Annotated in this window: 18 protein-coding genes; 7 read left to right on the top strand and 11 right to left on the bottom strand. The window is 63.0% G+C overall.

Features of this window, described 5'->3' with window-relative positions; genetic code table 11:
* Nucleotides 1-10: 10 nt before the first annotated feature.
* On the bottom strand, nt 11-2,335 hold the full coding sequence (locus GW587_RS16550; RefSeq protein WP_166105218.1) for a TonB-dependent receptor: 2,325 nt from the start codon (nt 2,333-2,335) through the stop codon (nt 11-13).
* 501 nt (nt 2,336-2,836) lie between these two features.
* Between GW587_RS16550 and GW587_RS16545 the strand changes: the two genes are divergently transcribed.
* The 3 genes from GW587_RS16545 to GW587_RS16535 all read left to right on the top strand — a co-directional run bounded on the left by GW587_RS16545 (nt 2,837) and on the right by GW587_RS16535 (nt 6,241).
* Nucleotides 2,837-3,532 (top strand): transaldolase family protein, encoded by a 696-nt coding sequence (locus GW587_RS16545; protein WP_166105215.1) that lies wholly within the window; start codon nt 2,837-2,839, stop codon nt 3,530-3,532.
* 109 nt (nt 3,533-3,641) lie between these two features.
* A complete protein-coding gene (locus GW587_RS16540) occupies nt 3,642-4,637 on the top strand; it encodes a BMP family lipoprotein (protein WP_166105212.1) in 996 nt (331 codons plus the stop codon).
* 74 nt (nt 4,638-4,711) lie between these two features.
* Complete coding sequence (locus GW587_RS16535) at nt 4,712-6,241, top strand: ABC transporter ATP-binding protein (RefSeq protein ID WP_166105209.1); 1,530 nt, start codon at nt 4,712-4,714, stop codon at nt 6,239-6,241.
* 16 nt (nt 6,242-6,257) lie between these two features.
* Here the strand turns inward: GW587_RS16535 and GW587_RS16530 are convergent, their stop codons facing one another.
* On the bottom strand, nt 6,258-7,304 hold the full coding sequence (locus GW587_RS16530; RefSeq protein WP_166105206.1) for an RNA-guided endonuclease InsQ/TnpB family protein: 1,047 nt from the start codon (nt 7,302-7,304) through the stop codon (nt 6,258-6,260).
* A 56-nt stretch (nt 7,305-7,360) separates the two neighbouring features.
* Here GW587_RS16530 and GW587_RS16525 point away from each other — a divergent pair, with 56 nt between their 5' ends.
* Both GW587_RS16525 and GW587_RS16520 read left to right on the top strand, forming a co-directional pair.
* Nucleotides 7,361-8,440 carry an ABC transporter permease gene (locus tag GW587_RS16525; RefSeq protein WP_166105204.1) on the top strand — a complete coding sequence of 360 codons (1,080 nt, stop codon included), beginning with the start codon at nt 7,361-7,363 and terminating at the stop codon, nt 8,438-8,440.
* Nucleotides 8,441-8,447: 7 nt separating this feature from the next.
* On the top strand, nt 8,448-9,419 hold the full coding sequence (locus GW587_RS16520) for an ABC transporter permease (protein ID WP_166105201.1): 972 nt from the start codon (nt 8,448-8,450) through the stop codon (nt 9,417-9,419).
* Here GW587_RS16520 and GW587_RS16515 read toward each other — a convergent pair whose 3' ends face one another.
* The 4 genes from GW587_RS16515 to GW587_RS16500 form a co-directional block, all read right to left on the bottom strand.
* Nucleotides 9,420-9,779, bottom strand: coding sequence for a c-type cytochrome (locus GW587_RS16515; RefSeq protein WP_166105199.1), 360 nt, complete (start codon nt 9,777-9,779; stop codon nt 9,420-9,422).
* Between the two features lie 33 nt (nt 9,780-9,812).
* The gene (locus GW587_RS16510; RefSeq protein WP_166105196.1) at nt 9,813-11,891 is read right to left on the bottom strand and encodes a prolyl oligopeptidase family serine peptidase; all 2,079 of its coding nucleotides are present in this window, start codon (nt 11,889-11,891) and stop codon (nt 9,813-9,815) included.
* A gap of 21 nt (nt 11,892-11,912) precedes the next feature.
* Nucleotides 11,913-14,324 carry an FtsX-like permease family protein gene (locus GW587_RS16505; RefSeq protein WP_229259488.1) on the bottom strand — a complete coding sequence of 804 codons (2,412 nt, stop codon included), beginning with the start codon at nt 14,322-14,324 and terminating at the stop codon, nt 11,913-11,915.
* A gap of 94 nt (nt 14,325-14,418) precedes the next feature.
* Nucleotides 14,419-15,030 carry an NUDIX domain-containing protein gene (locus tag GW587_RS16500; protein ID WP_166105194.1) on the bottom strand — a complete coding sequence of 204 codons (612 nt, stop codon included), beginning with the start codon at nt 15,028-15,030 and terminating at the stop codon, nt 14,419-14,421.
* A 71-nt stretch (nt 15,031-15,101) separates the two neighbouring features.
* On the opposite strand from GW587_RS16500, the gene GW587_RS16495 reads away from it, so the two are divergent.
* Together GW587_RS16495 and GW587_RS16490 are read left to right on the top strand one after the other, a co-directional pair.
* Nucleotides 15,102-15,869 carry a DeoR/GlpR family DNA-binding transcription regulator gene (locus tag GW587_RS16495; protein ID WP_166105191.1) on the top strand — a complete coding sequence of 256 codons (768 nt, stop codon included), beginning with the start codon at nt 15,102-15,104 and terminating at the stop codon, nt 15,867-15,869.
* 43 nt (nt 15,870-15,912) lie between these two features.
* A complete protein-coding gene (locus GW587_RS16490) occupies nt 15,913-16,824 on the top strand; it encodes a transporter substrate-binding domain-containing protein (protein ID WP_229259487.1) in 912 nt (303 codons plus the stop codon).
* Here GW587_RS16490 and GW587_RS16485 read toward each other — a convergent pair whose 3' ends face one another.
* From GW587_RS16485 to GW587_RS16465, 5 genes are all read right to left on the bottom strand, one after another.
* The gene (locus GW587_RS16485) at nt 16,825-17,895 is read right to left on the bottom strand and encodes a S1/P1 nuclease (protein ID WP_166105188.1); all 1,071 of its coding nucleotides are present in this window, start codon (nt 17,893-17,895) and stop codon (nt 16,825-16,827) included.
* Entirely contained in the window at nt 17,892-19,118 is a 1,227-nt protein-coding gene (locus tag GW587_RS16480) for a phospholipase D-like domain-containing protein (protein WP_166105185.1), read from the bottom strand. Before GW587_RS16480 ends, GW587_RS16485 begins: the two co-directional genes overlap by 4 nt.
* Nucleotides 19,119-19,133: 15 nt before the next feature.
* A complete protein-coding gene (locus tag GW587_RS16475; protein WP_166105183.1) occupies nt 19,134-20,831 on the bottom strand; it encodes a bifunctional metallophosphatase/5'-nucleotidase in 1,698 nt (565 codons plus the stop codon).
* Between the two features lie 159 nt (nt 20,832-20,990).
* The gene (locus tag GW587_RS16470; RefSeq protein ID WP_166105180.1) at nt 20,991-24,416 is read right to left on the bottom strand and encodes a TonB-dependent receptor; all 3,426 of its coding nucleotides are present in this window, start codon (nt 24,414-24,416) and stop codon (nt 20,991-20,993) included.
* A 641-nt stretch (nt 24,417-25,057) separates the two neighbouring features.
* Nucleotides 25,058-26,536: an amidohydrolase family protein gene (locus GW587_RS16465; protein WP_166105177.1), complete on the bottom strand. Its 1,479-nt coding sequence runs from the start codon at nt 26,534-26,536 to the stop codon at nt 25,058-25,060.
* Nucleotides 26,537-26,552 lie beyond the last annotated feature (16 nt).

Genomic DNA, 26,552 nt, shown 5'->3' with positions numbered 1-26,552 from the left:
TCAGATCAGATTAGAAATTGATCTTGAAGGTACCGCCCCAGGTGCGCGGCTCGTTCAACATACCGGTCAGGTTGTCGAAGTCGATGGCGCCGAGGATGACTTGCTTGTCGGTGATGTTGCGGCCGAACAGAGCGACTTCGTACTTGCCGCCGCCCCATTTGTAGCCGGCGCGCACGCCGCCTTCGGTCAGCGACTTGGCCTTGTACTCAGGCGCTTCGTACAGGAAGAAGTTGTAGCTGGTACGGTAGGTCCAGTCGGTCATCGCGTAGAACTCGCCGTTGGCGATTTCGGTGGCGTACTTCAGCGTGAAGTTCAACTGGTTCTTCGGCGCGCGCGGCAGCGGATTGCCGTCGATCTTGGACGTGCCGGCGAACGGACCCGCAGCATTGGTCGGGGTGCAACCGCTGAGGTGGGTCGGGTTGTTGCCGTAGTTGCCGCAGTACTGCACGAACAGGTTCTTGTCCTTGATCTCGGTGTCGTTGTAGCTGTAGCCGAAGGTCGCGCTGAACTCGTCGCTCAGGTTGGCCTGCATGTCCAGCTCGAAGCCTTGACCGACGACCTTGTCGGCGTTGATCAGCTGGTTCATGTTGACCGAGCCGCTACCCGCGGTCAGCTGCTTGTCCTTGACGCGGTAATGGAACACCGACGCGCTCAGACGGGCGCGCTTGTCGAACAGATCCTGCTTGACGCCGGCTTCATACGACAGCGCTTTTTCGGCGCCGGCGAACGATGGCTTGCTGGTCAGGTCGTCCAGGCGGCCCTGCATCGACGGTGCGCGGTAGCCGGTGGCGACGCGGGCGAACACGTTGGTCGACGGCGTGACCACGTAGTTGCCGCTCAAATCCCAGCTGACGTTGTGCGAGGTGTTGTCGATGTTGAACAGGGTGCTGCCGTCGGTCTGGACGCGCGACGCGGCGAATTCCTTCTTGTCGTTGGTATAGCGCACACCGCCGCGCACTTTGAACGCGTCGGACACGGCGTAGTTCAGCGAACCGAACGCCGCCCACGACTTGGTGTCCTGGAACTGCACGGCGTAGTTGGCGTTCTGCGGGTTGCCCGGCGCGAAGGTGTTGAAGCTGATGCTGTCGATCTGGATCTTCTCGTTGAAGAAGAACAGGCCGCCGATCCACTGCAGCGGACCCTTGTAGTTCGACTCGGCGCGGAACTCTTGCGAGAACTGCTTGTGGTTCGGCAGCACGTCGGCGGTTTCGACCGCGAACGGGATGTAGCCTGGGCCATATGGCGGAGCGTAGACCGCGCCATAGCCGCCGTCGACGTCGGCGCGGCTGTAGAAGTCCAGCTTCTCGTAGCCGGTGATCGAGTTGAAGGTGATGTCGCCGGCGTTGTACTTGACGCGAACGCTGCCGCCCTTGGTTTCCAGCTTCTGGCTGTTGATGCCGTCCGAAGCGTAGGAACCGTAGTCGAAGCCATCGACCAGGTCGTTGGTGCCGCGCTTGATGATGTTGGCGCGGAACAGCGTGGCGTTGCCGTGGTAGTTGCGCTCATGGTAGTTGAACAGCACGCTCAGGTCCTTGTTCGGCTGCACCAGGGCTTGCAGGCGGAAGGCGTTGTCGCCGTAGCCTTCGAAGTCCTGGGTGCCCTTGCCGCTCGGATTGGTGTTGTGCACGCGGTCGTCGCGGTGCTGGCTGGTGCCGGAGAAGCGCAGCGCCACGGTGTCGCTGACCGGGAGGTTGAACATGCCTTCGGCGGTCTTGGCCGAGAAGTTGCCCAGGCCCAGTTGCAGATAGCCTTCGGTCTTGAAGACCGGCTTGGCGGAGTCGAACTTGATCACGCCGGCCGGGGAGTTACGGCCGAACAGCGTGCCCTGCGGGCCGCGCAGCACTTCGACCTGGTCCACGTCGAACACCGGGAAGCCCTTGAGCATGGCGTTTTCCTGGACGATGTCGTCCATCACCAGGCCGACCGGCTGCGAAGCGTTCAGATCGAAGTCGGTGTTGCCCAGGCCGCGAATGTAGAAGCGCGGGAAGGTGCGGCCGTAGTCCGATTCGACGCTGACCGACGGCGAGCGGCCGTTCAGGAAGCGGATGTCGGCGGCGCCGGCGGTGATGGCGTCCAGCTTGTCGCCCTTGAGCGTGGCGATCGACATCGGCACGTCCTTGATGTTCTCGGCGCGGCGTTGCGCGGTCACGATCACGGTTTCCAGCTGGCCCTTGGTGGTGGCCTCCGGTACCGCCGCAGTGTCTTGTCCCTCAGCGGCTGCCGCCAAGGCGACCGCCTCGGTTTCGGTGGCCAGAGCCGAATGCAGCGGGAAGGCGCTTGCGACGGCCAGGGCGATCAACGATCGCACTGCGAAACCACTACTGTTTTTGCTCATTTGTCCTGCTCCCTTTTTGTGTTGTTGAATTCTCTTTTTGTTTATATATTTGCATCAAAACCCTAGGTTTTGATATATCGATATACAAATTAATAATCATGCTAGCACGGAAAAAAATGACAGAAACTCACTTTTTCAATGTTTCGATTCATATCTATTTTATATAAATAGCTAAAGAAAATCGAATTTGTCGTACATATTGACGCTGATGCATAGTAGTGAGCTGCCTGAAAAGCATGTCTTTTCGCAGGGTCGTACCACCTGACTTGCAGGGAAAAAGCCGTTTTGAGACGCGGCCGACGAACCCGGCCCAGCCCCGCCGGGCCTATCCTTTAGGCAGGAATTTTTTCCAAACGGACAAAAAAGCAACGCTATAAAAATATTTAATTCGGCGCGAACTGTTGCGGCAGTGCGACATAGCCCCCTTGCTCCAAGCGACGGGGCCGGTTGCGGTGACCAACTGTCGCGTTGATGCGTCGCACCACACACTTGGAACGGTAGATGAACAACATCCTCGAACACAACCCGGCCGGCCTGGTCGCCTTCGACCTTCCGGCCCACCTGGCGCACGACGCCGCCGCCATCGTCGCGGAAGCCAAACGGCTGTGGGCCGCCCTCGCCCGCGCGGACGCCGCGATCGGCGTCGCGGCCACGCCGGCCGGCATCGAAGCGCTGGAACACCTGGTCCACGCCGGCATCCCAACCCATCTGACCTTGATGTTCGGCGCCGGCCAGATCCGGGCGGCGCGCGCGGCGCATCGGCGCGGCCTGGCGCGGCGTCTGCACGACAAGCTGCCGGTGCAGCGCATCGCCAGCGCGGTCAGCATCGACCTGGCCCGCATCGACGCCGCCGTCGACGCGCTGCTGGCCAATTCGGCCGACGCCACCGCCGTCGCGGTGCGCGGCCAGGCGGCTCTGGCCGCCGCGCGCATGGCCCAGCGCGAGTGGCGGCACGATAACGAGACCGCCTTCGCCGTGTTCGCCGCCTTCGGCGCGACGCCGCAAGCACTGCATTGGCTGGGCGCCACGGCGCCCGCCGACGCCCCGGACGAAGCCGAGATCGAGTCGGCGCGCGCGGTGCTGGCGCAACTGGCCCATCATGGTATCGATCTGGACATCGTCGGCCAGCAATTGCTGGCCGCCGGCCTGCTGCAATTTGAGCAAGATTTTGACGAACGGCCGGCGCTGGCCGCCTGAATCCCAGAGAGAAAGCTCTAGAAATCAGGGATTTGCCGCATAAAACGGCACCGGATTACATGTTTCGTCCAATAAAAATATACAATATCGATCTTCCAGGAGCCTATTCATGAAACTTTCACAACTTAGTTTGACGGTTGCAGCACTGTTCATCGCTGCCAGCGCGTCCGCGGCTGACCCAAAGCTGGGCATCGTGTATGACGCGGGCGGCAAATTCGACAAGTCGTTCAACCAGTCCGCGTTTGAAGGCGCCTCGCGCTTCAAGAAGGAAACCAACATCAATTTCATCGAGGTGCAAGCCTCCAGCGACACCCAGGCCGAACAGGTGCTGCGCGGCCTGGCCCGCAAGAACCTGGACCTGATCGCCTCGATCGGCTTCGCCCAGCAGCAGGCGGTGCAGAAGGTCGCCAAGGAATTCCCGAAAGTGCGCTTCGTGCTGATCGACGGCGTCGCGCAAGGCGCCAACGTCAATTCGATCACCTTCAAGGAAGAAGAAGGCTCGTACCTGGTCGGCGTCGCCGCCGCCATGGCCTCCAAGTCGAAGAAGCTGGGCTTCATCGGCGGCATCGACATTCCGCTGATCCGCACTTTCGCCTGCGGCTACTCGCAGGGCGCGAAGTCGGTCAATCCGAAGATCGACGTGACCTCGAACATGGTCGGCACCACCTCGGCCGCCTGGAACGATCCGGCCAAGGGCGGCGAGCTGGCGCGTTCGCAGTTCGACCGCGGCGTCGACGTGGTGTTCGCCGTGGCCGGCGGTTCCGGCATGGGCACGCTGCAGACGGCCAAGGAAAAAGGCAAGCTGGCGATCGGCGTCGATTCGAACCAGAACCACCTGTACCCGGGCACGATGCTGACCTCGATGGTCAAGCGCGTCGACAACGCCGTCTACGACGCCTTCATGCAGATGAAGGCCGGCACCTGGAAGGCCGGCGTCACCGCCAAGGGCCTGAAGGAAAACGGCGTCGACTGGGCGCTGGACGAGAACAACCGCAAGCTGATCACGCCGGAGATCGAGAAGCGCGTACTGGGTGCGCGCAAGGACATCATCGACGGCAAGGTCAAGGTATTCGACATTCGTTCGGGCGCAGCCTGCCCGGCCTGATATCTGTTTGAACATTGAGCGCGCCGCCGGGGCTTTCCCCGCGCGGCGCGTTTTACTTAAATGAAAACGATCCTATGCAGCCAGCTGTAGAATTTCGCGGCATCTCCAAGCATTTTGGAGCCGTCAAAGCGAACACGGACGTCAGCTTCACCATCGCCAAGGGTTCGATCCACGGCCTGGTGGGCGAGAACGGCGCCGGTAAATCGACCCTGATGAGCATCCTGTACGGATACTACCGCGCCGACGGCGGCGAGATCCTGCTCGATGGCCAGGCGCGCCACATCCGCAACAGCCAGGAAGCGATCGAGCTGGGCATCGGCATGGTGCACCAGCACTTCATGCTGGTCGAGAACATGACGGTGCTCGACAACGTCATGCTGGGCAGCGAGGGCGGCTTCAAGCTGAAGGCCCAGCGCGCCATCGTCGAAGCGCAGCTGCGCGAGATCTGCACCCGCTACCGCCTCGACGTCGATCCGCTGGCCACCATCCACGACCTGTCGGTGGGCGCGCAGCAGCGGGTCGAGATCCTCAAGCAGATCTACCGCAGCGCCAACATCCTGATCCTGGACGAGCCGACCGCCGTGCTGACCGCGCAGGAGACCGCGTCGCTGTTCGAGATCCTGCGCCTGTTCAAGGAACAGGGCAAGACCATCATCCTGATCACCCACAAGCTGCAGGAGATCCTCGACATCACCGACACCGTCACCGTGATGCGCGGCGGCCGCGTGATCGGCGCCGTGCCGACCGCCGGCACCACCAAGGAAGAACTGGCCAATATGATGGTCGGCCGTCCGATCGAGAACAACCTGCCGCGCGCGCCGTACAATCCGGGCGAGCCGGTGCTGCACGTCGAGAACCTGCAACTGATGGACGATCAGCAGGTCAAGCTGCTGGCCGACATCGGCTTCACGCTGCGCGCCGGCGAGATCGTCGCCATCGCCGGCGTCTCCGGCAACGGCCAGAGCGAGTTGATGGAGATCCTGTCGGGCATGCGCTTGCCGACCTCCGGCCAGGTCGACTTCAAGGGCAAGGCGCTGCCCTACGCCGGCCGCTCCGACGCCGACGGCCTGCCGCGCACCTTCCGCGACATGGGCATCGCCCACATTCCGGAAGACCGCTTGCGCGACGGCGTGGTGAAGAACTTCTCGGTGATGCACAACACCATCCTGGGCTACCAGGACAAACTGAAGAACCGCTGGGGCCTGTTCGACTTCAAGGCCATCGCCGCGCGCTGCGCGCAGCTGATGCAGAACTTCGACGTCCGTCCCAACAACCACGACCTGCGTATCGGCCTGCTCTCGGGCGGCAACCAGCAGAAGGTGGTGATCGCGCGCGAAGTGCTGGCGCAGCCGAAGCTGATGCTGGTCGGCCAGCCGACGCGCGGCGTCGACATCGGCACCATCGAAAGCATCCACACGCAACTGCTCGCCCTGCGCGACGCCGGCGTAGCGATCCTGCTGGTCTCCGTGGAGCTGGAGGAAGTGCGCGCGCTGGCTGACCGTATCCTGGTCATGTGCGGCGGCCGCATCACCGGCGAACTGAAAATTGAAGAATTCGACACCACCCGCATCGGCTTGCTGATGGGCGGGATGCACAAATCTTGACGTCCTCTGCACTCTACTAAAGAGCGGAGATTCCTACAGCCAGCGTCGCACGTCCGCGACGGAGAATGTTTAATGCAGCATTGAGATCACGATCATGTACCGCACCACAATTACTGCATCGCCACTCTCTTATTCCAAGGTCTGCGATACCTTTCGGCCTCGTATCGGGCAGATTGCCACAATTCGAGCAGACTTGGGTGGTGAAACGTTCGTCAACTTCCTCAAACCAGGCACCATGCTTAACAGCCTTGTACGCCAATTGAGTTCTGAAGGACGACCAGCCAGCATCGAGGACCGACTTGGCCATGCTGGTTCTAGCCAGTTTAGTGACGTTAGCATTGCCAACAGCAATGTAGTCATATTCGTGTACGATGGCCGTTGTCCACTTGTGAATAAAATCCTGCCTGTGGTTGGCTATCCTCCGGTGGATCACTTTGACCCTCCTCTGTTTTCTAGCGCGCTGCGCCACGGCAAGCGCAGCTTCGGCGTCTCGATAAATACGCGGCGCCGCAATCTTGCATCCGTTCGACATCGTAGCAAGATCTTTCAAACCGAGATCGATGCCAACACCTCTTATCGGCATCCTTGCGGAAGGCTCGGCTATTTCGATCACGATGTTCAAGAACCAATTGCCCCGGCGATCACGGGAAAAATTCGTGCCGTCTGTGATCTTTCCCTCGGGAAGAGGCCGAGAGAAAAATACCCTGAAAGTATTGCCAGAAAAGCGAAAGGCATTGCCTTCCCGTTTAAGCTCGCGGCCTTTGATTGGCACCCAACCCAGGGATTTACGTCCGCGGTAACGCAGATACGGTCTGTGCGATTGTCGCCGCGATCGGGCATATTGCTGACACACGTCATTTACCGTGCCAGAATGCAATCCGAGTTCTTTACTGCAGCCGGTGGTCAGCCTTATCAGATCAAAACCAGAGTGCCAGCGGCGATTGAAACGCAATGCGTCCTTCTGCCTGTCGTTACAATAATTCCAAACGAAGTTGACCGCCCTAGCCTGCTTGTTCAGCAGGCCTGTAAAAGATTTCACTCGATATCTATAGACAAGTCTCATGCTAGTTTGACCTATAGAGTTAGAACTAGTTCCATTTTTTTAGAAGCAAAAATTGCATGAATAACCACGACCTGCCACGCTGGGCGACCGCGTTTGTAATGCCCATCCTGAACCTGCTGTCGGCGCTGTTGGTCGCCGCGCTGGTGATCCACCTGCTCGGCGAAAGCCCGACCGAATCGATGGCGATCCTGATCAACAGCGCCGTCATCAATCCGGAGGGCTTGAGCTACACGCTGTTCTATGCGTCGACCTTCATCTTCACCGGTCTGTCGGTGTCGATCGCGATGCAGGCCGGCCTGTTCAACATCGGTTCGGAAGGCCAGATGTATCTCGGCGGCCTTGGCCTCACGCTGGCCATGCTGGCCTTCGACAGCTCGCTGCCGACGTGGGCGCTGATCCCTGCCGGCATCGTCGGCGCCGCGCTGTTTGGCGGCCTGTGGGCTTTCCTGCCCGGCTACCTGCAAGCGAAACGCGGCAGTCACGTCGTGGTCACCACCATCATGTTCAACTTCATCGCGGCCTCGCTGATGAACTTCGTGATCGTCAAATACCTGATCCCGGCCGGCGAGCAGAACACCGCCAGCCGCGCCTTCAGCGCCGCCGCCGAGATGCCGCGCCTGAACCAGTGGTTCCCGATCCTGGGCGAGACGCCGCTCAACATCAGCTTCTTCCTGGCCATCATCGCGCTGGTGATTTATGGCGTGATGGTGTCGCGATCGTCGTGGGGCTTCAAGCTGCGCGCCACCGGCTTGAACAAGCACGCCGCGCACTATGCCGGCATCCGCATCAGCAAGATGATCATCATCGTCATGCTGATCTCGGGCGCGCTGGCGGGCCTGGGCTCGGTCAACTCGATCATGGGTTCGACCCACTACCTGTCGCTGAACTTCGTCGGCGGCGCCGGCTTCGTCGGCATCGCCATCGCGCTGATGGGCCGCCAGCATCCGGTCGGGATCTTCCTGTCGGCGGTGCTGTTCGGCGCGCTGATCCAGGGCGGCTTCGACCTGTCGCTGGAAAAGCAGAACATCCCGCCGGAGACCTTCATCTTCATCCAGGGCTTGATCATCCTGTTCTGCGGCGCGATGGAGAACTTCTACGCGCCGGCCATCGCCAAACTGCTCAAATTGAAGAAGTGAGGACAATATGACTTTTGACGACCTCCATATCGGCAGCATCCTGGTATCGACCGTGCGCAACGCGCCGGTGCTGATTTTCGCCGGCATGGCCGGCCTGTTCGCCGAACGTTCGGGCGTGATCGACATCGGCCTGGAAGGCAAGATCCTGGCCTCGGCCTTCGTCTCGGCCGCCGTCGCCTTCACCACGCAGAATCCGTGGTACGGCATCCTGGCCGGCATGCTGGTGTCGGTGCTGCTGGCGACGCTGCAAGGCTATGTCGCCATCTCGCAAAAAGGCAACCAGCTGGTGGCCGGCATCGCCATCAATATCGCCATGAGCGGCCTTACCTTCGTGGTGGCGCAGTACCTGTTCCAGCAGGGCGGCCGCACGCCGGACCTGGGTTCGGCGCGCTTGTTCGACGTGGTGCTGCCGGGCAGCGCCGCCGTCGAGGGCATCCCCTTCATCGGCTGGGTCTACGCGCATCTGATCGGCGGCCATTCGGTGCTGGTGTACCTGGCGTTCGCGCTGGTGCCGATCGTGCACTGGGTGGTGTACCACAGCCGCTTCGGCCTGCGCCTGCGCGCCTGCGGCGAGAACCCGCACGCGGCCGACGCGGCGGGCATCAGCGTCGAGCGGCAGCGCTACATGGCGATGCTGATCGCCGGCGTCTTGTGCTCATTCTCGGGCGCGTACCTGGCGATCGTGCAGAGCGGCTTCTTCCTGCGCGACATGTCGGCCGGCGCCGGCTACCTGGCGCTGACCGCGATGGTGTTCGGGAACTGGCGTCCTGTGTACACCTTCCTCGGCTGCCTGATGTTCGGTTTCTTCGGCGCGGTGCAGATCCAGATCGAAGGCGTCGACCTGCCGGTGGTCGGCCGCCTGCCTGGTTCGCTGATCCAGATGGTGCCTTACGTGGTCACCGTGATCGTGCTGGCGGGCCTGATGGCCAAGTCGGTGGCGCCGAAAGCGCTGGGCACGCCGTTCGTCAAATCGCGCTGATCACTTCAGCGTGCGCATATAGGACAGCAGGTCGGCGACCTGCTGTTCATCCTTGATCCCCCAGAACCGCATGCTCGTCCCCGGCACCACGTCGTGCGGCGCGCGCATGAACGCGGCCAGGGTTTTCTCGTCCCACACCAATCCCGACTTCTTCATCGCCTCCGAGTACTTGTAGTCGGTGGTGCTGGCCGCCTTGCGGCCGATGATGTTCTGCAGCTGCGGCCCGAAGCCGGCGCGCGCATACGGCCCGACGGCGTGGCAGGAGGCGCAGCGCTGGAACAGGAAGGCGCCGTTCTTGACATCGCCCGCCGCCGTGGCGTGCCCCGCCGCCAAAAGCGCGAGTAAGAGGAATCTTCTCATGCGTCGATGTTACCGCTTTTAGATGCGCACCGCTTACTTGAGCTGCTCCAGCAGGAAGCTGTAGGTGGTGGCCCACCATTGCACTTCCTGCTCGATCGAGGCGGCCGGGGAGTGGCCGCCTTCGGTGTTTTCCCAGTACAGCACGTCGTGGCCCTGGTCCTGCATCCTGGCCGCCATCTTGCGCGCGTGGCCGGGGTGGACGCGGTCGTCGCTGGTGGCGGTGGTGAACAGCACGCGCGGGTAGCGCTTGTCCTTCACCACGTTCTGATACGGCGAATACTTGCCGATGTAGGCCCATTGCGCCGGATCGTCGGGATCGCCGTATTCCGCCATCCACGACGCGCCCGCCAGCAGCTTGCTGTAGCGCCGCATGTCCAGCAGCGGCACGCGGCAGACCACGGCGTTGAACAGCTCCGGACGCTGGGTGAAGGCGGCGCCCATCAACAGGCCGCCGTTGCTGCCGCCCGAGATGCCGAGGTGGCGCGGGCTGGTGATCTTGCGCTGGATGAGATCCTCGGCCACGGCCAGGAAGTCGTCGAAGGCGCGCTGGCGATGTTCCTTCACCGCCGCCTGGTGCCAGGCTGGCCCGAACTCGCCGCCGCCACGGATATTGGCCAGCACGTAGACGCCGTCGTTCTTCAGCCACGCTTCGCCCATCGGACCAAGATAGTACGGCTTCATCGACACCTGGAAGCCGCCATAGGCATTCAGCAGCGTCGGGTTCGCGCCATCCAGCTTGGCCTGCTTGGCCATGACCACGAAGTACGGCACCCGCGTCCCGTCCTTGGAGACGGCGTGGAACTGCTTGACCGTGTACTTCGCCGCGTCGAAATACGCCGGCATCGATTTGAGCGGCGTGCGCTGGTCGCTGCCGATGCGCGCCAGGTAGGTGGTGGACGGCGTCAGGAAATCGGTGACCCTCAGGATGTATTCGTCGGAAGCCACCGGATCGAGCGCGGTCACGCTGAACACGCCGAACGCGGGCGCATCGACTTTGCGTTGCCGCCATTTGCCGCGCGCTGGACTGACTTCGACCAGACGGTTTCTCACGTTGTCCAGGATGTTGAGCAGCAGCGCGCCGCGCGTGATGCTTACGCCGTCCAGCGAACTGCTTGGCGTCGGCGTGAATAGCACGTCGAAGCGCCGCTCGCCCGCCATGAAGCGGCGGAAGTCGGTCCCCAGCAAGGCGCCCTGTGGATAGCGCTTGCCGTTCACTGTCCACTCCGAGTTCAACTCGACGATCAGCTGCGCGCCCATCGTGTAAGCCTTGGCGTCGCCGGGTACGTCGACCCTGGCCAGCTTGCCGTCCCGGCGCAAGAACAGCTCGGTGCGATAGAAGTCGACCGTGCGCGAGACCAGCTGGAACTCATGGCCCGGCGTGAAGTTCTTTTGCGCCGAGACGCTCATGTCCTCTGCCCTGCCCTCGAACACCGTGCGCGCCGCGTCCAGCGGCGTGCCGCGCGTCCACTCCTTGACCACGCGCGCATAGCCGGAAGCGGTCAGCGTGCCGGTGCCGAAATCGCTGGCGACGAAGATGGTGTCGGCGTCGATCCACGCCACGCTGCTCTTCGCCTCCGGCAGCGTGAAGCCGTCGCGCACGAAGCTGCGGCTGGCGGTGTCGAACTCGCGCACAACGTTGGCATCGCCGCCGCCGCGCGACAGCGACAGCAGGCAGCGCTGCTCCTTCGGATACAGGCATTGCGCGCCGTGCCATACCCACTGTTCATTTTCATCGGCGGACAGCTGGTCCAGATCGAGCACGGTTTCCCACTCGGGCTCGGGACGCTGGTACTGCGCCATCGTCGTGCGGCGCCAGATGCCGCGCTGATGCTGCGCGTCGGTCCAGAAGTTGTACAGGAAGCCGCCCTGCGCGACCACCTCTGGCACACGCGCCATGGTGTTGAACATCGCCCGGACGTTGGTCTCGATGACCGGAAATTCAGGGCGTGCATGCAGCTCCTTCAACGTCACCGCATTCTGCCGGTCGACCCACTCCATCTGCCGGTCGCCCTTCACGTCCTCGAGCCAGAGATAGGGATCGCTGTCCTGGGCATGGGCGTACAGGGACAAGCCGAGCAGCAGGCCGCCGGCGATTCTTTGATACAAACGCATAGCTTTACTCCGTTGTTGAAATCAGTTGCGCAGCGCCTGCGCCGGCGGCATGCGCAGCGCGGCCAGCGTGTGGCGGGCGGTGGCCAGCAGCGCGACCAGCAAGGCCAGCGCCAGCGACGCGGCCAGGGTCCAGACGCCCATCGGCGCCTGCTCGACGTAGCCGGCGAGGTAGCGCTGGATCGCCAGCCACGCCGGCGGCAGGCCGACCGCCGCGCCGGCACCGACCAGCGCCAGCATCTCGCGCGTCATCATCAGCGCGATGTCGGCGCGGCCGGCGCCGTACAGTTTGCGCATGACGATTTCGCGCCGGCGCCGCTCGACGCTGTAGGCCGACAGCACATAGATGCCGAATGTCGCCAGCGCGATCGCGATCGCGCTGGACGCGGCGAGGATGCGCATCAGCCGCGCGTCGGTGGCGTAGCGCTCCGCCAGCACCGCTTCCTGGGTCTTGAGTTCCAGGATGTCGTTCGGGAAGTGGCGGCGCCACAGCGGCTCGATGTTGTCGTAGGCCGTTTGCAGGCCGTCGGCGGTACGGATGTTCAGCACCGATGCCGGCGCGATGAAGTAGATGACAGCCTTGGGCGCCGTGCGCAGCCCCTGGAAGCGCAGCTCCGGCGCGATGCCGATGATCCGGTAGCCGGTGGCGATCGACTTGCCGACCGCCTCCTGCGGCGTCGCATAGCCGAGCGCCAGCGCGCCGGCGGCGTTCACCATCACGCTGCCGGTGTCGCCGTCGCCTCCCGGATCGCGCGACGGATCGAAGGACTGCCCGTAGTCCGCGTGCAGCCGGTGCATCTCGAACCAGCCGGCGCTAACGTTCTTGGCCTCCATCGGAATTTCCTGGCCATCGCTGGTCCTGATCTTTCTGGTGTTCTTGAAGCCATCGCGGCCTACCGCTTCGGAGATGGTGGACACGCCGTCGATACCGGGCAAGCGCCGCAGCTGTTCGATGAACGAGGCATCGGGCGGCGTGTCCTGCGCATAGGATGGCAGGACCAGCACCAGCAGCCTGGCCGGATCGAAGCCGGGCGATGCGTGCATGGCGAACGACGTCTGCCAGCCGACCGCCAACGCCGTCGCGCTGAGCGCCATCGCGCTGGAGAATTGCAGCACGGTGAGCACGCGCCGCAGCCACAGGCCGGCGGCGGTTTCGCTGTTGCCGCGCCCCGCCATCGCGGCTCCCGGCAGCGCGTGTTGCGCCAGCCAGGTCGGATAGGCGCCGGCGCACAGGCCGATGAAGACGCTGAACGCCAGCGCCGCCGCGCAACGCTTGACGGTGAACATGCCGTCCAGCGGGCGGTTCACCAGATCGGAAAACACCGGCAGCAGCAGCCACGCCAGCACCAGGCCCGCGACCGCCGCGAGCACGGTGGTCAGTATGGCCTCGCTGAGGAATTGCCGCGCCAGACGTCCGGCGCTCGCGCCCAGCAGCTTGCGGATGCCGATCTCGCGCTGCCGCTGCAAGGTCAGCACCGTCGCCAGATTGACGTAGTTGATCACCGCCAGCAGCAGGATCAGCGCACCGCCCGCCGCAAGACCGTAGACGCTGGCGCGCTGGCCGTATCGCTCGGCGTTGCGGGTGTTTGCCAGATCTTCGTCGAAGTAGGCATCGCGCAGCGGAAGCAGGCTGATATCGGAGACGTTGCGTCCTTTCAGCGTGTTGGCGCCCACTGATCTCATGCGCTGGCTCTGCGCGGAATTTTCGCTCGCCTGCTGAAGCAGCGCGGTCAGCGCGGGCATCGACACGCCCGGTTTGAGCTTCAGGTAGACGCTGCCCCGGTTCCATTCGCTGAACGCGGTTTCACGCTCGCGCCACGCGCTGCTGCCGGTGCCGACCAGCGCTTCGTACAACTGGGTGCTGTTGGCCGGAGGATCGGGCAACAGCGCGCGCACTTGCAGCGCGGTGCCGCCGATGTTGCCGGTGCGGCCCAGCGCAGAGCCGGCGTCGGCGCCAAACAGTTTGCGCGCGCCGGTGCTGGTGAGCGCGATGCCGTCCGGCTGCGTCAGCGCCGCATGCAAATCGCCTTGCAGCGCGACGACCGCGAACATGGCGCCGAACGCCGGATCGACCGCTTGCAGGTCCAACGCGCGCAGCGTATTCCCGGCACGCAGCGGCGCATCGATCGACTTGGCGATGCCCGCCGCCTCGACCATGCCGCTGGCCAGCGCGACATCGCGCAACGGCAGATAGGCCCAGGCCTCCCATTCGGGACGTGGGAATATATTGTTGCGCTGCTTGACCACCACCACGCGGTCGTTGTCCGGGATGGCGCTGTTGTAGTTCAGGCAGAAATCGACAAATCCGAACAGCAGAAAACAGGCGGCGAATCCCACCGCCAGCCCGCCGGTGATGACCAGTGAATAAGCGGGGTGCAGCAACAGCAGGCGCCAGCCGATACGGAAATCGCGCAGGTTCAGTTTTTCGAAGTTCATGCCAGACTTAGAGCAAACGCCGTGCCAAGAACGGCAAGCGCGCGTTTGCGCCGATTCTACCGCGTGGCGCGGCGCCGCTGTCCAGATGCGAACATCACCAGTGTTCGGATATGGACATCACGCGCGCGACGGGCAGCAAGTGCAGCGCGGCGTATTGCAGCAGCATGATGGTCTTGCCGTCGGCGATGCGGCCGTCGGCCATCATGCGCATGGCTTCATCCATGTCCAGTTCCAGCACCTCGATGTCCTCGCCCTCCTCTTCGATGCCGCCGCCGTCGCCAGCGCGCGAGGCGGCGTCGTATTCGGCGACGAAGAAGTACAGCCGCTCCGTCACCGAGCCGGGACTCATGAAAGCTTCGAACACCTTGCGCACCTCGCTGATGCGGTAGCCGGTTTCCTCTTCCACCTCGGCCTTGATGCGCTCCTCCGGGCTGGCCTTGTCCAGCAGGCCGGCCGCCGCTTCGATCAGGAAGCCGTCGTGGCCATCGCCCCAGGTCGGGAAGCGGAACTGCCGCACCAGCACCACCGTGCGCCGCTCCAGGTTGTACAGCAGGATGGTGGCGCCGTGGCCGCGATCATAGGTCTCGCGCGTCTGGCGCTGCCAGCTGCCGTCGCTGCGGCGATAATCGAAGGTGGTTTTTTGCAGCAGAAACCAGTCGTGCGACAAAGTCTCCACCTTGTGGATGCGGATGCGGTCCTCGGCCATGCTGTTCTCCCGGATGCGTATTTTTACGATATCATGCAATATCGTGCAATATCAAGATAATTCATGCAAACATGCTGACACGCCAACGCAAGGAACTCCTGCTCGCCCGCCTCAGGCAGGACGGCCAGATCATCGCCAAATCGCTCAGCGAAGAGTTGGCGCTATCCGAAGACACCATCCGCCGCGACCTGCGCGAGCTGGCTGCGGAAGGCTTGCTGCAACGCGTGCACGGCGGCGCGCTGCCGCTGGAACTGCCGCCGTCGCCGGCGATGGGCAACTTCGCCGAGCGCCAGCGGATCTCCAGCGACGCCAAGCCCGCCATCGCCCGCGCCGCCGCCGCGATGATCGAACCGGGACAGGTCGTGTTCATCGACGGCGGCACCACCGCCGTGCAGCTGGCGCGCGCGCTGCCGCACACGCTGCGCTGCACGGTCGTCACCCACAGTCCCTCGGTGGCGGTGGAGCTGGCGGAGCATCCGTCGATCGATGTGATCCTGATCGGCGGCCGCCTGTTCAAGCACTCCATCGTGGCAATGGGGCCGAGTGCGCTGGAAGCGATCGCGCAGATCCGCACCGACATCTACTTTATGGGCGTGTGCAGCCTGCATCCGCAGACCGGCATCAGCACCGGCGATTTCGACGAGGCGGGCATCAAGCGCGCCATCAGCGCCATGGCGCGGCGCACCGTGGTGCTGGCGTCGCCGGAGAAACTGGACACCGCCTCGCCCTACCAGATCGCGCCGTTGTCGCAGGTCAGCGCCATTGTCGTCAACCGGGACGTGCCGGAAGCGCTGCTGCAGCCGTACAGCGCCATGGGCATAGGCGTCGTCCGCGCGTAGAAGGCGCTTGATGAACAGCAGCCAGGCGTGGCACACTGGGTGCATGATAAAAGTCTGGCGACATGGTTACCGCACCGCGCGACTGCTGCTGGCGGCCGCGCTTTGCCTGCCTGCGGGCGGAGCCGGCGCGACCGACCGGCTGGTCTATCCGCTGACCAGCCTTGACGATATCGACAGCCGCTACGACTACGACTGGGCGGTGCTGCGCGCCGCGCTGGAAAAGACCGTGCCGCGTTTCGGCCCCTTCGAGATCAAGCAGTCGGCGCATGTGATGTCGTGGCAGCGCATCGCGCAGGAATTGGCGCGGTCGGGAGGCGGCATCAACATCCTTGCCCGCGCCACGTCGCCCGAGCTGGAAAAACAATTCATCCCGATCCGCCTGCCGATCGATCGCGGCCTGCTGGGTTACCGCATGTTCCTGGTGCGCGAGGCCGACCTGCCGCGCTTCGCCGCCGTTCGCACGCTGGAAGATCTGCGCAAGTTCCGCGCTGGACAGGGCAAGGACTGGATCGACGTGCCGATCCTGCGCGGTGGCGGGCTCACCGTGGTGGAAGGCGGCACCTACCGGGGCTTGTTCGCGATGCTCGACGCGGGGCGCTTCGATTTTTTCTCGCGCGGCATCGACGAGGCGGGACGCGAATACCAGGAGCGGCGCGCCGCCTATCCGAACATGGCGGTGGAGCCGACCTTGCTGCTGCAGTATCCGCTGCCGCTGTACTTCTTCCTGCGCCGCGACGCCGAGGGCAAGCTGCTGGCGCAGCGCATCGAAGCCGGCATGGAGATGATGATCAAGGACGGTTCGCTGAACGTCCTGTTCCAGAAATACAAAGGCGAGAGCATCAAGTCCGGCGCGCTGCAGAAGCGCCGCGTGATCCACCTCGACAATCCGCACATCACGCCCGAGACGCCGCTGTCGCGCGGCGAACTCTGGTTCAATCCCGCCACCGGGAAATAATCAGGGCCAGATGGCCTTCAGTATCGAGGCCAGGTGGTAGCCGCCCTGGATCAGCTGCGTCTTGGCGGCGGCGGATGTCGGCACCGGGTAGTTGTCCGGCACCGCCAGCGGCCACACGTTGTAGGTTTCACCGGTGGTCTTGCTGGTCTGCTGGTACATCACGCCCGGCACCACGTCGGTGTAGGCCAGCTTGGCCACCACCAGCGCCTGGTCGGCCCATTGATACGGCCAGGTCGACAGCTCGCCGCTGTTCGGCGACACCACCGGATTATCGGCGATCACCGTCTGCGCGAACTGCTCCGGCGTGCGCGCGCCGATGCGGCGGAACGCGTAGTTGACCACCGTGGTGTCCCAGTACGAGTGGAAGGCGCGCGTGGCCTGCGGCGGACGCGGCGGCGTGGCCGGCGTGCCGGCCGGCTTTTCTTCGACCGGCGCGGCCGGAATCAGCTGACCGCTGTTGGCGCTCAGCTTGAGATCATCCAGTTGCAGATTGTTGCCGCCCTGCGTGGCGAAGGCTTCCTTGGCGTCCAGCTGTTTCTGGGTCGGCACCACGAAGGCGCCGCTCTTGTCGACATAGCCTTCGCCCACATGCAGCGGCTGCGCGATGTCGCCGGTCAGGTGGGTCAGCATCAGCAACGCCTGGCGCGGCGTGAAGCCGTGCGGATTGGTGTTCTTGTCGCTTTTCCCTTGCAGCACCGCGATGCACTGCTTCAGCGTCTGCACGATGTCGTGGTCGTGCGTGCCGACGCCCTTGTCCTCGTAGTGCGACAGCTGGAACGGCACGTCGGTGTAGTGGTACTCGCCGTGTTTCGGATTGGCGGTGGTGTAGGCCACCATCTCCTCCGTCTGCGGACCGCAGTAGGTGCCCTTGACGCAGTCCGCCCAGCTGGCGATCTTGGCCAGGTTCTCGCCCGGCAGCAGCAGGGCCTTGACCTGCTTCTCGGCGTTGCTGCCCTTGATCAGCTGGTCGGCGATGGCGCCGACCGCGCGATGGCCGTCGTTGCCCCATGCCTGCGCGTTGAAGGAGACGACGGCGCCGCTGAGCGCCAGGACCAATGTGAGCTTGTTCATTCAGGAGTGCCTTTCGCCGGTTTGGCGTATTGTTTGTTGATGTCCAACGCTTGCGCGTACGGCGAGCTCCAGGTCTGTTCCTGCATCGCGGCCAGGCGCTGCGCCATTTTCTCGTTGCGCATCACGACCTCCAGGTTGCGCGACAAATCCATATAGCCGCCGGCCCAGTTGCTGGTGCCGACCCACGCCACCTGATTGTCGATCACCATTGTCTTGCTGTGGATGACGCGCGCGAACGGAATAAAGCCGGTCGACGCCACCGGCAGCGTCACCACGCGGATCTCGACGTTGGGCAGGATCGCCAGGCTTTTCAGGTAGACCAGCGCAGGCTGTTCCAGGTTCCAGTTCGACACCATCAGCTTGATCTTGACGCCACGGTTGGCGGCGGCGCGCACCGCGTTGTCGATCACCGCGTAGTAGGGACGCGTACCTTTCGGGCCGTAGCTCAGCGGCGCGTAGTCGAGCAACTGGATGCGTACCTCGCTCTTGGCGTCGGCCAGCAGCGCCGGCAACCCGGTCTCGGAATCGCCGACGCCGGACGGGTTGTATTGATTCGGGCTGGCCAGCAGAAAGGCGTTCTGGCGGATGTCGCCAGCCTCGGTCTTGACGTTCAGCGCCGGAGCCTTCAGGCCCTGCGCGGTCAACGCCTGCGCGCGCCAGTCCTGGTTGAAGATCGCCAGCACCTGGCCCGCCACCTTGGCGTCGGTGATGCGCAAGCCGGTTTCGTGGATATGCTCGAACGAGCGCCAGTCGAAGTTCTGGCTGCCGACGTAGGCCGTGGCGCCGTCCACCACCAGGTACTTGGCGTGGATGATGCCGTTGCCGGTCAGCTTGCTGTAATCGAGGATGCGCAGTTCCAGGTTGGGGATGGCCTTCAGCTGGTCGATGGTGGACTTCTCGGACAGGCCGACGCCTTTCTGGTCGAGCAGGAAGCGGATCTTGACGCCACGCTTGCCGGCGGCCGCCAGATGCTCGAACACTTTTTCGAACACGCTGCCAGGCTTGTTGACGGCATAGAACTGGCCGATGACGATCTCGCTCCTGGCGTTGTCGAACAACTCGGTCCAGACCGCGGCGGCGCTGCGCAAGTCGTCGCTGTGCAGCGGCGTTTCCACCGGCGCGGTTTGCACCAGTTCGAAACCGGGAATCGAAAACTCGGCATGCGCGGGAGCGCCGGCGATGAACGCGGCCGATACGACAAAGGACATTAATACACGACGCATGGATGCTCCAGTAAGTTATTGCACGCGCTTGTAGCGCGTGAGCGGCGCGGCGACGCCGGCCGGCTTGCGGTCCTGCTCGCGCTTGACCAGGTAATCGGTCAGCGCGTCGATATCGCGGATCTCGGTGGCGGCGCGGTTGCCGCCCTTGGCGAAGGTCGGGAAGCCGTCGCCGCCCTCGGCCAGGAAATTGTTGGTCACCACGCGGTAGGAGCTGCCCATGTCCAGCGGCACGCCGTTCAGCTTCACGCTGCCCGGCACCACGCGGCTGCCCGGCGGCTGCCTGGCGTCCCACTCGTAGCTGAAGCCTTCCGACACCTGCAGCAGGCCGCGCGTCGCATCGCGCTCGCCGATCCACTGCTCTTCCAGCAGCTCGACGATCTGCGCGCCGCGCAGGTTCATCGCCACCAGCGTATTCCCGAACGGCAGCACCACCAGCACCTGGCCCGCCGTCACGCGGTTGCCCGGGCCGCTCTCCAGATCCTGGCGGATGCCGCCCGGATTCTGCAAGGCGATCTGCGCGCCGAAGCGGCGGCCGGTCGCCAGCATCGAGTCGGCCACCAGGTCGCCCAGCGCGGACTCGCGGTCGTGTTCTTTTTCGCGCTTGACGCTGGGCACCGCCAGCGTCGCCACCGGGCGCGCCAGCGCGGCGTTGCTGCGGTCGCGGGTCTTCTTCAGATAAGCATCGATCGCCGGATCGGCGGGCCAGGCGCCCGGCACCATCACCTCCTGCGTGGCGCTGACGTCGCGCAGCGTGTTGGTGTTGGTATCCACCGTCAGCTTAATGCGCGACATGACGTGGCCGCCCATGTCCGACTGCGTCACCAGACGGCCGTCGACCTTGCACAGATAACCCTTGTGCGAATGGCCGCTGACCACCAGCCGGATCGCCGGATCGAGGCGCTTGACCACGTCGACGATGGGGCCGGTCAGGTTGGCGCAATCCTGCTGGTCGAACTTGTCGATGGTGCGGCCGCCCTGGTGGATCAGCACCACGAACACGCCGACGCCCTGCTTGCGCAGTTCCGGCAGTTGGCGGTTGATGGCTTCCGCCTCGTCGCCGAAATCCAGCCCGGCGATGCCGGAGGCCAGCGCCGATTCGGCGGTGTCGCGCAGCACGGTGCCGATGAACCCGACCTTGACGCCGTGCGAGGTCTCGATGCGGTACGCCGGCAGCACCGGCTTGCGGGTCACCATGTCGATCACGTTGGCGGCCAGGTACTGGAACTTCGCGCCTTCATACGTGCCTTCGAATTTGCAGGCCTTGTCGGGCCGTGGCGAATTGCAGCCGCCCTTCTGCTGGCGCAGCAGCTCCATGCGGCCCTGGTCGAATTCATGATTGCCGACCGAGCTGGCGCGCAGGCCCAGCAGGTTCATCGCGCCGATGGTCGGCTCGTCGGCCCACATCGACGAGATGGCGGGACTGGCGCCGATCAAGTCGCCGGCGCCGACCAGCAGCAGCTCCGGATCCTGCTTGCGCCACGCCTGCAAGGCGGCGCCGATGGTGTCGATGCCGCCGGCCTGGATGGTGCGCTCGCCCGGCGCGTAGGCGCTGGCCCAGACGTATTTGCTCGCTTCGATATTGCCGTGGAAATCGTTCAGCGTGACCAGCTGGATTTGCTGGGTGCCTGGTGGCGGTCGCGTCGCGCAACCGGCCAGCAACGCCGCCAGCAGCGACAAGGTCAGGCCGGCGACCGGGCTCGGATATTTTTTCATGGATGTGGAGCTTGGAAGTAATCGAATATTGTACAGCCCAAAGCCGCCGCCGATCGCGCCGCGACGGCGTCTAAAACGTTACGTTACAAAGCGGCGGACGAAAAAAAACGGCCGGTGTCGCCACCAGCCGTTCTTGTATCCCGCTACGAAACTACGATGTTAGAACTCGTACTTCACGGTAGCCTGGACAGCCCATTGCGACTCGCCTTTTACCTGACGGATGTCGACGGTTTCCACGTCGCGTACACGGTAGATGTATTTGCCGGTCGAATCCAAACCTTGGTAATCGACGAAGCTGCGAGCGGTACCGCCGTTGGTCTGGAAGCCGACTTCATTGATACGGCCCCACTTCTTGTTCAGCAGATTGCCGACGTTGAAGATGTCGAACGACAGGGTGCCCTTGTTGCCGGTGAACAGGCCAGGAACTTCCTGAGCGATGCGCAGGTCGAAGCTGTTGGTCCATGGTGCGAAGTCGGTGTTACGACCGGTCACGCCGCCGATGGCTTTCTTCAGCTTAGGATTGCCGTTGACGATGCTCCAGAACTTGTCTTCGTTGGCGTGGTTGGTGGCGGTATCGCCGTAGAACACCACCTGGCCCGAACCCGGCGCCGAAGGGATGAACATCAGGTCGTTACCGGCCAGGCCGTCACCGTTCAAGTCGTTGTTGATGGTCCAGCTGTATGGCTTGCCCGAACGGCCTTCATAGAACACGCCGAAGGTGGTGTTGTAGGCGCCGAACAGACGCTTGCGGAAGTTGATCAGCGCGCTGATACGGTCTTTCACCAGGTAGTTCGAGTTGGCGCTGACATCTTCGTTAGGATTGAAGATGGCGCGGCTGGCGTAGTTCGACGACGAGGTCGACGAAGTCAGCGGCGACACTTCCTTGGCGCTGGTGTAGGTGTAAGCCAGCGACCAGTTCCAGCCGTTCATCATCGGACGCGACAACGACATGGTGGCGACGTTGCTGGTGCCCTGGTCGGTTTTGGTCGCGACCAGCACGTTGTTGAACGCGGAGTTGCTCAGTGCCTTGGCGGTGAAGCCGGTGCAAGCCGTGCCATTGGTGATCGAGCCACCGGTGGCGCTCCAGCAGGCGGTGTTGTAACCCTGCGCGTTGTAGTACAGCGGACGGCCGTCGGTACCGGTCTTGGTCGGGACACCCAGGTTGGCGTTCTGATAGTAGATCGCGTCTTTCGACTTGAACTTCAGGAATTCCACGCCCAGGACCAGGTTGTACCATGGCAGTTCATGTTCCACCGCGATGTTGGACTTCCACACCGCAGGCTGTTTCAGGCCAGGCGCCAGCGCGTCGACGTTGGCGGCAGGGATCGAGCCGGTGAAGCTGGTGACTTGCTTGTTGATGTCCGGGCTGTACAAGCCGTCGGTGGTCGGGCAAGCCGCGTAGCCGGAGATACCGCAACCGACGGTCTTGGTCTGCACGCCGGTGTTCGAGAACGGGTTCGACAGCCAGACGGTCAGGGCCGAGCCTTGGAACAGGCCGGCGCCGCCGCGGATCTGGGTCTGACGCGCGGTGTCGAGCGTGTAGTTGAAGCCTGCGCGCGGCTGGATCAGTTGCTCGCCGTCGAAGGTGTTGGTGTTGTCGATACCGAAACCACCGGTGGCGCGGGTGTTGGTGGCGGGGTTGCCCGGCACGGCGGCCAGAGCGACCGTGTTGTTGCGCAGCGGACGGCCGCCGACTGCGGTGCGGTCGACGCGCACGCCGTAGCTGACGCTCAGGCGCGGGTTGATGGTCCAGGTGTCCTGGGCGAAGCCGCCGTAGTTCTTCATGTTGAAGACCGATACCGCGTCGTCCAGGGTCAGACCGGCGTTAGCCACTTGCACGCTGTAGGCGGTTGGACGGCCACGGCGGAAGTTTTCCAGCACCGCCGCTTCGACCTGCGCGTTGGTCGCGGTCGAGCAGTTGAACGTGCTGCTGTTCAGGAACTGGTAGTTGATGTTGTTGATACAGCCGAAGGTGTAGTTACCCCAGACGTTTTGCAGGAACGCGTTGTAGATCTCGTTCTTGCTGTAGTCGCCGCCGAATTTGATTTCGTGGTCGCCGACCGACCAGTTGGCGCCCAGGTAGGCGTCGGTGGTCTTGGTGCCCAGGATGTTACGTTGACGGCTGTTGTCGGTACCGAAGTTCAGGAAACGGTCGGCCGACGACACGGTAGTTGGCGTGCCGGCAGGCAGCGCGCCGGAGAAGCGCAGGCCGACCAGCGGCAGCTTGGCGTTCACCACTGGCACGGAATCGTAGTCGCGCGAGGACAGCTTGAATTCGGTCGAGAAGTTAGGCGTCCAGTCCGACAGGATCTGGCCGACTTTGGTCTCGATGGTCTTGCCCTGCTGGTACCACTCGGAGTTCAGCGAGACGCCGGTGGCCGAGATGCCGGTGAAGAACGGCTCGGTCTGGTCGGTCTTCGAGTAGCGGAACATCGCGCGGTGGTTCTCGTTGATGTTCCAGTCGACCTTGAACAGTTTGTCGGTCACGTTCAGTGCGGTGCCGGAAGGAACTTCCTGGGTGCCGATGTCGACGCCGTAGGTGTTCTTGGCGATCGCTTGCGCGGCGGCGATGGACGACGGGGTCACGCCGACGTTGGTCATCGAGCTGCCCAGCGGGCCGAACGATGGCGCGGTACGGGTCGATTCCAGTTTTTCCCAGTTCGCGAACAGGAACAGCTTGTCCTTGATCAGCGGCAGGCCGATGGTGCCGCCCTTGGTGGTTTCCTTGAACGGCGCTGGTGGCGCGTAGGTGTTGGACGAGGCGTTGAAGCGGTCGCCGGCCATGCTGTCGTTACGGAACACGTAGTAGACGCTGCCCTTGACGGTGTTGGTGCCGGACTTGGTCACCGCGTTGATGTTACCGCCGGTGTAGCCCTTCTGGGTCACGTCGTAGTTGGCGACGTTGATCTGCACCGACTGGATCGCGTCGATCGAGATCGGCTGCTTGGCGGTCGGCGAGCCGCTCGCTTCCAGGCCGAAGGTGTCGTTGACCGAGACGCCGTCGATGGTCAGCGAGTTGTAGCGCGAGTTCTGGCCGGCGACGGACATTTCGCCGCGCTCTTTGTCGGTCTGCGAAACGCGCGGATCGGAACGGGCATAGTCTTGCAGGTTGCGGTTGATCGAACCCTGGATCGCCAGTTCGGTCGCGGTGATGCTGGTGCCGGCGCCCATGGCGGTCTTCGAGAACTTGTCGGAACGGCCGCCGGTGCCGGCGATGGTCACGGTCTGCATCGAGGCGGCAGGCGCGCCCAGGGTGGCGTCCACGTTGGCGGTTTCGGCCAGCTGGATGAACACGCCGTCGCGGGTTTCGGTGACGCCATCTTTGGTGATGGTGATGGTGTACGGACCGCCGGTACGCAGACCGCGCTGGACATAACGGCCTTCCGCGTCGGTCACGACCTTGGTGACCGAACCGGATTCGGCGTGAATGATGGAAACGACTGCGCCGGCAGCCGGTTTACCGTCGCCGCCGGAAATGCGGCCGCCGATCGCCGACGTGGTGTTCTGCGCGAACGCAGGCGCCGCCAGGGCGATGGACAGGCTGAAGGCGATTTGCGTCAGCTTGAGCCGTTTATGATTGATCATTGTATAACCCCAAAAAAGACTAATAGTTATTTGAAACCCTTGCGATAAAGCAGGTATTTCCTCTTTACTGTATTGCAACTTGTTTGCCGAACAATGCCCGGCGCGCCTAGGGCAGCGGGTGAGTGTAACGGCTTAATATGTCAGGGCCGTGACGTCTTTATGACAACTTTGTGACACAAAAGATGGCGCTGAAAGCGCCGCGTCTGGCGGTTTTGCTACCTACGTACTGGACTGTGAGAAAAGCAATAAACTTGCTTTTTTGGATCATCTCGTCCAACTATGCATTAAGGAAAAATGTATGACAAATACGATTTAATTTACGAATTTAGACGATAAATATATAAATCAGGCGCGGTCGGACAGCAATTTCCAGGTAGCGTCGCCCGTTGAGGGCGTTCAGGCGGAATTATAAGTCGGCAACTGTTGCGTGAAATCTTTTCATTGGTTAAAAGCAAAAAGATGCGGGCTGGACACGCTAATGTGTCGCGGGGTCGCCACAGAGTTGGCAGAAAAAGATTGGCTTCTGATAAGTGCTGGGATTTATGACAACAAGGCGAATGCTGTTGTACGGAAGATAAATTTGTAACAAACCCGGGCGTCTGTGGGATACATGCCACAGCGCCCGGTGTCGCAGGCCGCGATCAGCGGCCCGGCTTGCCTTGCGATGCGGCGATCTCGGCTTCGAATTTGCCGAACTTGAGCGCCAAAGCCTTCAACAAGCGTTGTTTATCCGCGTCAGCCAGGAAGGAATAGCGGATGCTGTCATATGACAGTTTTTTGACTTCGGCGTAATCCGGCTGGTAGCGGGCGGCGTACAGCACGTACTCGCCGGACAGATTATTACGCGATACGCCGGCGTCGTCGGTCGACAACACGTAGGGCACGCCATATTTGCGGTACAGGGTGACCGGATGGGCCGCGCCCTTGATGCCCAGGATGAAGTCGTTGCTGCTCAGGTTGACCTCGACCGCGATGTCTTTCTCACGCATTTTTTTCATGATGGCCAGCGGATTGGTCTCATGCGCGATGTCCATGCCGTGGCCGATGCGGCTGGCGCCGGCGACGTCGATGGCGTCCTTGATGTGGAAGGTCAGGCCTTCCGGCTCGACCATGCCCAGCGACAGCTCGCCGGCGTGCAGCGCCAGTTTCACGGTCGGATACTTGGCCTTGAGGAATTTATACATCTGCATGTGCAGCGCATAGTCGCGCATGGCGACGTTGACGCTTTCCTGGCCGACGATGTTGGCGCCGACGATCATCGGGCTGGAGCTGGCCAGCTTGAAGCTGGACACGATCTGCGAAAACACCTGCGACGGCGACAGGAAGCGCAGCGCGAACGGCTGGTAGCGCAGCGTGAAGTCGGCGTCGTCGATGCCGGCGCCGGCGGTCTTGACGTTGTCCAGATACGCGGCGATCCAGCCCTGGAAGGCCGGATTCTGATCCAGCCGGGCGCTCAGCGCGGCCAGGTCGGCGTCGGTGACGGCGCCGGCGGCGGCCTTCTTGTCGAAATCTGCGTCCTGCGCGATCGGGGCGATCTCGTAGATGGTCTCGATGTAGCTGAGATTTTCCTGGATCGCGCGCTGCTTCAGGCGCTTCAGGCCATCGGCGGCGTTGGTCGACGCCACCGGATTGAAGTAGGCGAAGGTGTCGAAGAACTGGCGGTCCGGCGGCGACTGGATGCCGCTGTGGTTATGGAAGTCCTTGTCCGACCAGCGCTGCAGCAGGTTGGCCAGCACGGTGTTGTTGTTCATGACGTCCTGGCCGGACAGGCAGGCCCGCTCCGCCAGCGGCTTGCCCTGCTCCGCCTTGGCCACGTCCTTGGCGACGTCGATCTGGTAGCTGGTCTTGTTGACGCAGAAGCCTTCCTTGTCGACCCACTCCAGATACTGCTCGGCGTACAGCGCGCCCGAATAGTGGTGATGCAGGTCGCCGCCCTTGGGCATCATGGTCATGAACATCGTCAGCTCGGCCAGCTTCGGCTCCGGGCCTTTGACCAGCGAGGCGAAGTGGCGCCTGGTGATCTCCTCGTCCTTGCTGGCCGCCTGCGCGCCGTGCGGCAAGGCGCATAACAGGGAAGCGGCGAGTGCGACGGCCTTCAGGCTGGCGATATTCTTTTGCATGTGTGATCCCAATGTG

It is taken from the genome of Duganella aceris (assembly GCF_011090165.1).
GTDB lineage: Bacteria > Pseudomonadota > Gammaproteobacteria > Burkholderiales > Burkholderiaceae_D > Rugamonas > Rugamonas aceris.
The sequence above is the reverse complement of the archived record's forward strand: the minus strand, read 5'-3'. Positions and strand labels throughout refer to the sequence as shown.

Excerpts from the sequence above, each read along its gene's own strand:
- GW587_RS16470 (WP_166105180.1), bottom strand. The coding sequence starts at position 24,416 with ATGATCAATCATAAACGGCTCAAGCTGACGCAAATCGCCTTCAGCCTG.
- GW587_RS16545 (WP_166105215.1), top strand. The coding sequence starts at position 2,837 with ATGAACAACATCCTCGAACACAACCCGGCCGGCCTGGTCGCCTTCGAC.
- GW587_RS16500 (WP_166105194.1), bottom strand. The coding sequence starts at position 15,030 with ATGGCCGAGGACCGCATCCGCATCCACAAGGTGGAGACTTTGTCGCAC.
- GW587_RS16530 (WP_166105206.1), bottom strand. The coding sequence starts at position 7,304 with ATGAGACTTGTCTATAGATATCGAGTGAAATCTTTTACAGGCCTGCTG.
- GW587_RS16520 (WP_166105201.1), top strand. The coding sequence starts at position 8,448 with ATGACTTTTGACGACCTCCATATCGGCAGCATCCTGGTATCGACCGTG.
- GW587_RS16540 (WP_166105212.1), top strand. The coding sequence starts at position 3,642 with ATGAAACTTTCACAACTTAGTTTGACGGTTGCAGCACTGTTCATCGCT.
- GW587_RS16495 (WP_166105191.1), top strand. The coding sequence starts at position 15,102 with ATGCTGACACGCCAACGCAAGGAACTCCTGCTCGCCCGCCTCAGGCAG.
- GW587_RS16525 (WP_166105204.1), top strand. The coding sequence starts at position 7,361 with ATGAATAACCACGACCTGCCACGCTGGGCGACCGCGTTTGTAATGCCC.
- GW587_RS16490 (WP_229259487.1), top strand. The coding sequence starts at position 15,913 with ATGATAAAAGTCTGGCGACATGGTTACCGCACCGCGCGACTGCTGCTG.
- GW587_RS16485 (WP_166105188.1), bottom strand. The coding sequence starts at position 17,895 with ATGAACAAGCTCACATTGGTCCTGGCGCTCAGCGGCGCCGTCGTCTCC.
- GW587_RS16510 (WP_166105196.1), bottom strand. The coding sequence starts at position 11,891 with ATGCGTTTGTATCAAAGAATCGCCGGCGGCCTGCTGCTCGGCTTGTCC.
- GW587_RS16480 (WP_166105185.1), bottom strand. The coding sequence starts at position 19,118 with ATGCGTCGTGTATTAATGTCCTTTGTCGTATCGGCCGCGTTCATCGCC.
- GW587_RS16505 (WP_229259488.1), bottom strand. The coding sequence starts at position 14,324 with ATGAACTTCGAAAAACTGAACCTGCGCGATTTCCGTATCGGCTGGCGC.
- GW587_RS16535 (WP_166105209.1), top strand. The coding sequence starts at position 4,712 with ATGCAGCCAGCTGTAGAATTTCGCGGCATCTCCAAGCATTTTGGAGCC.
- GW587_RS16475 (WP_166105183.1), bottom strand. The coding sequence starts at position 20,831 with ATGAAAAAATATCCGAGCCCGGTCGCCGGCCTGACCTTGTCGCTGCTG.
- GW587_RS16515 (WP_166105199.1), bottom strand. The coding sequence starts at position 9,779 with ATGAGAAGATTCCTCTTACTCGCGCTTTTGGCGGCGGGGCACGCCACG.
- GW587_RS16465 (WP_166105177.1), bottom strand. The coding sequence starts at position 26,536 with ATGCAAAAGAATATCGCCAGCCTGAAGGCCGTCGCACTCGCCGCTTCC.
- GW587_RS16550 (WP_166105218.1), bottom strand. The coding sequence starts at position 2,335 with ATGAGCAAAAACAGTAGTGGTTTCGCAGTGCGATCGTTGATCGCCCTG.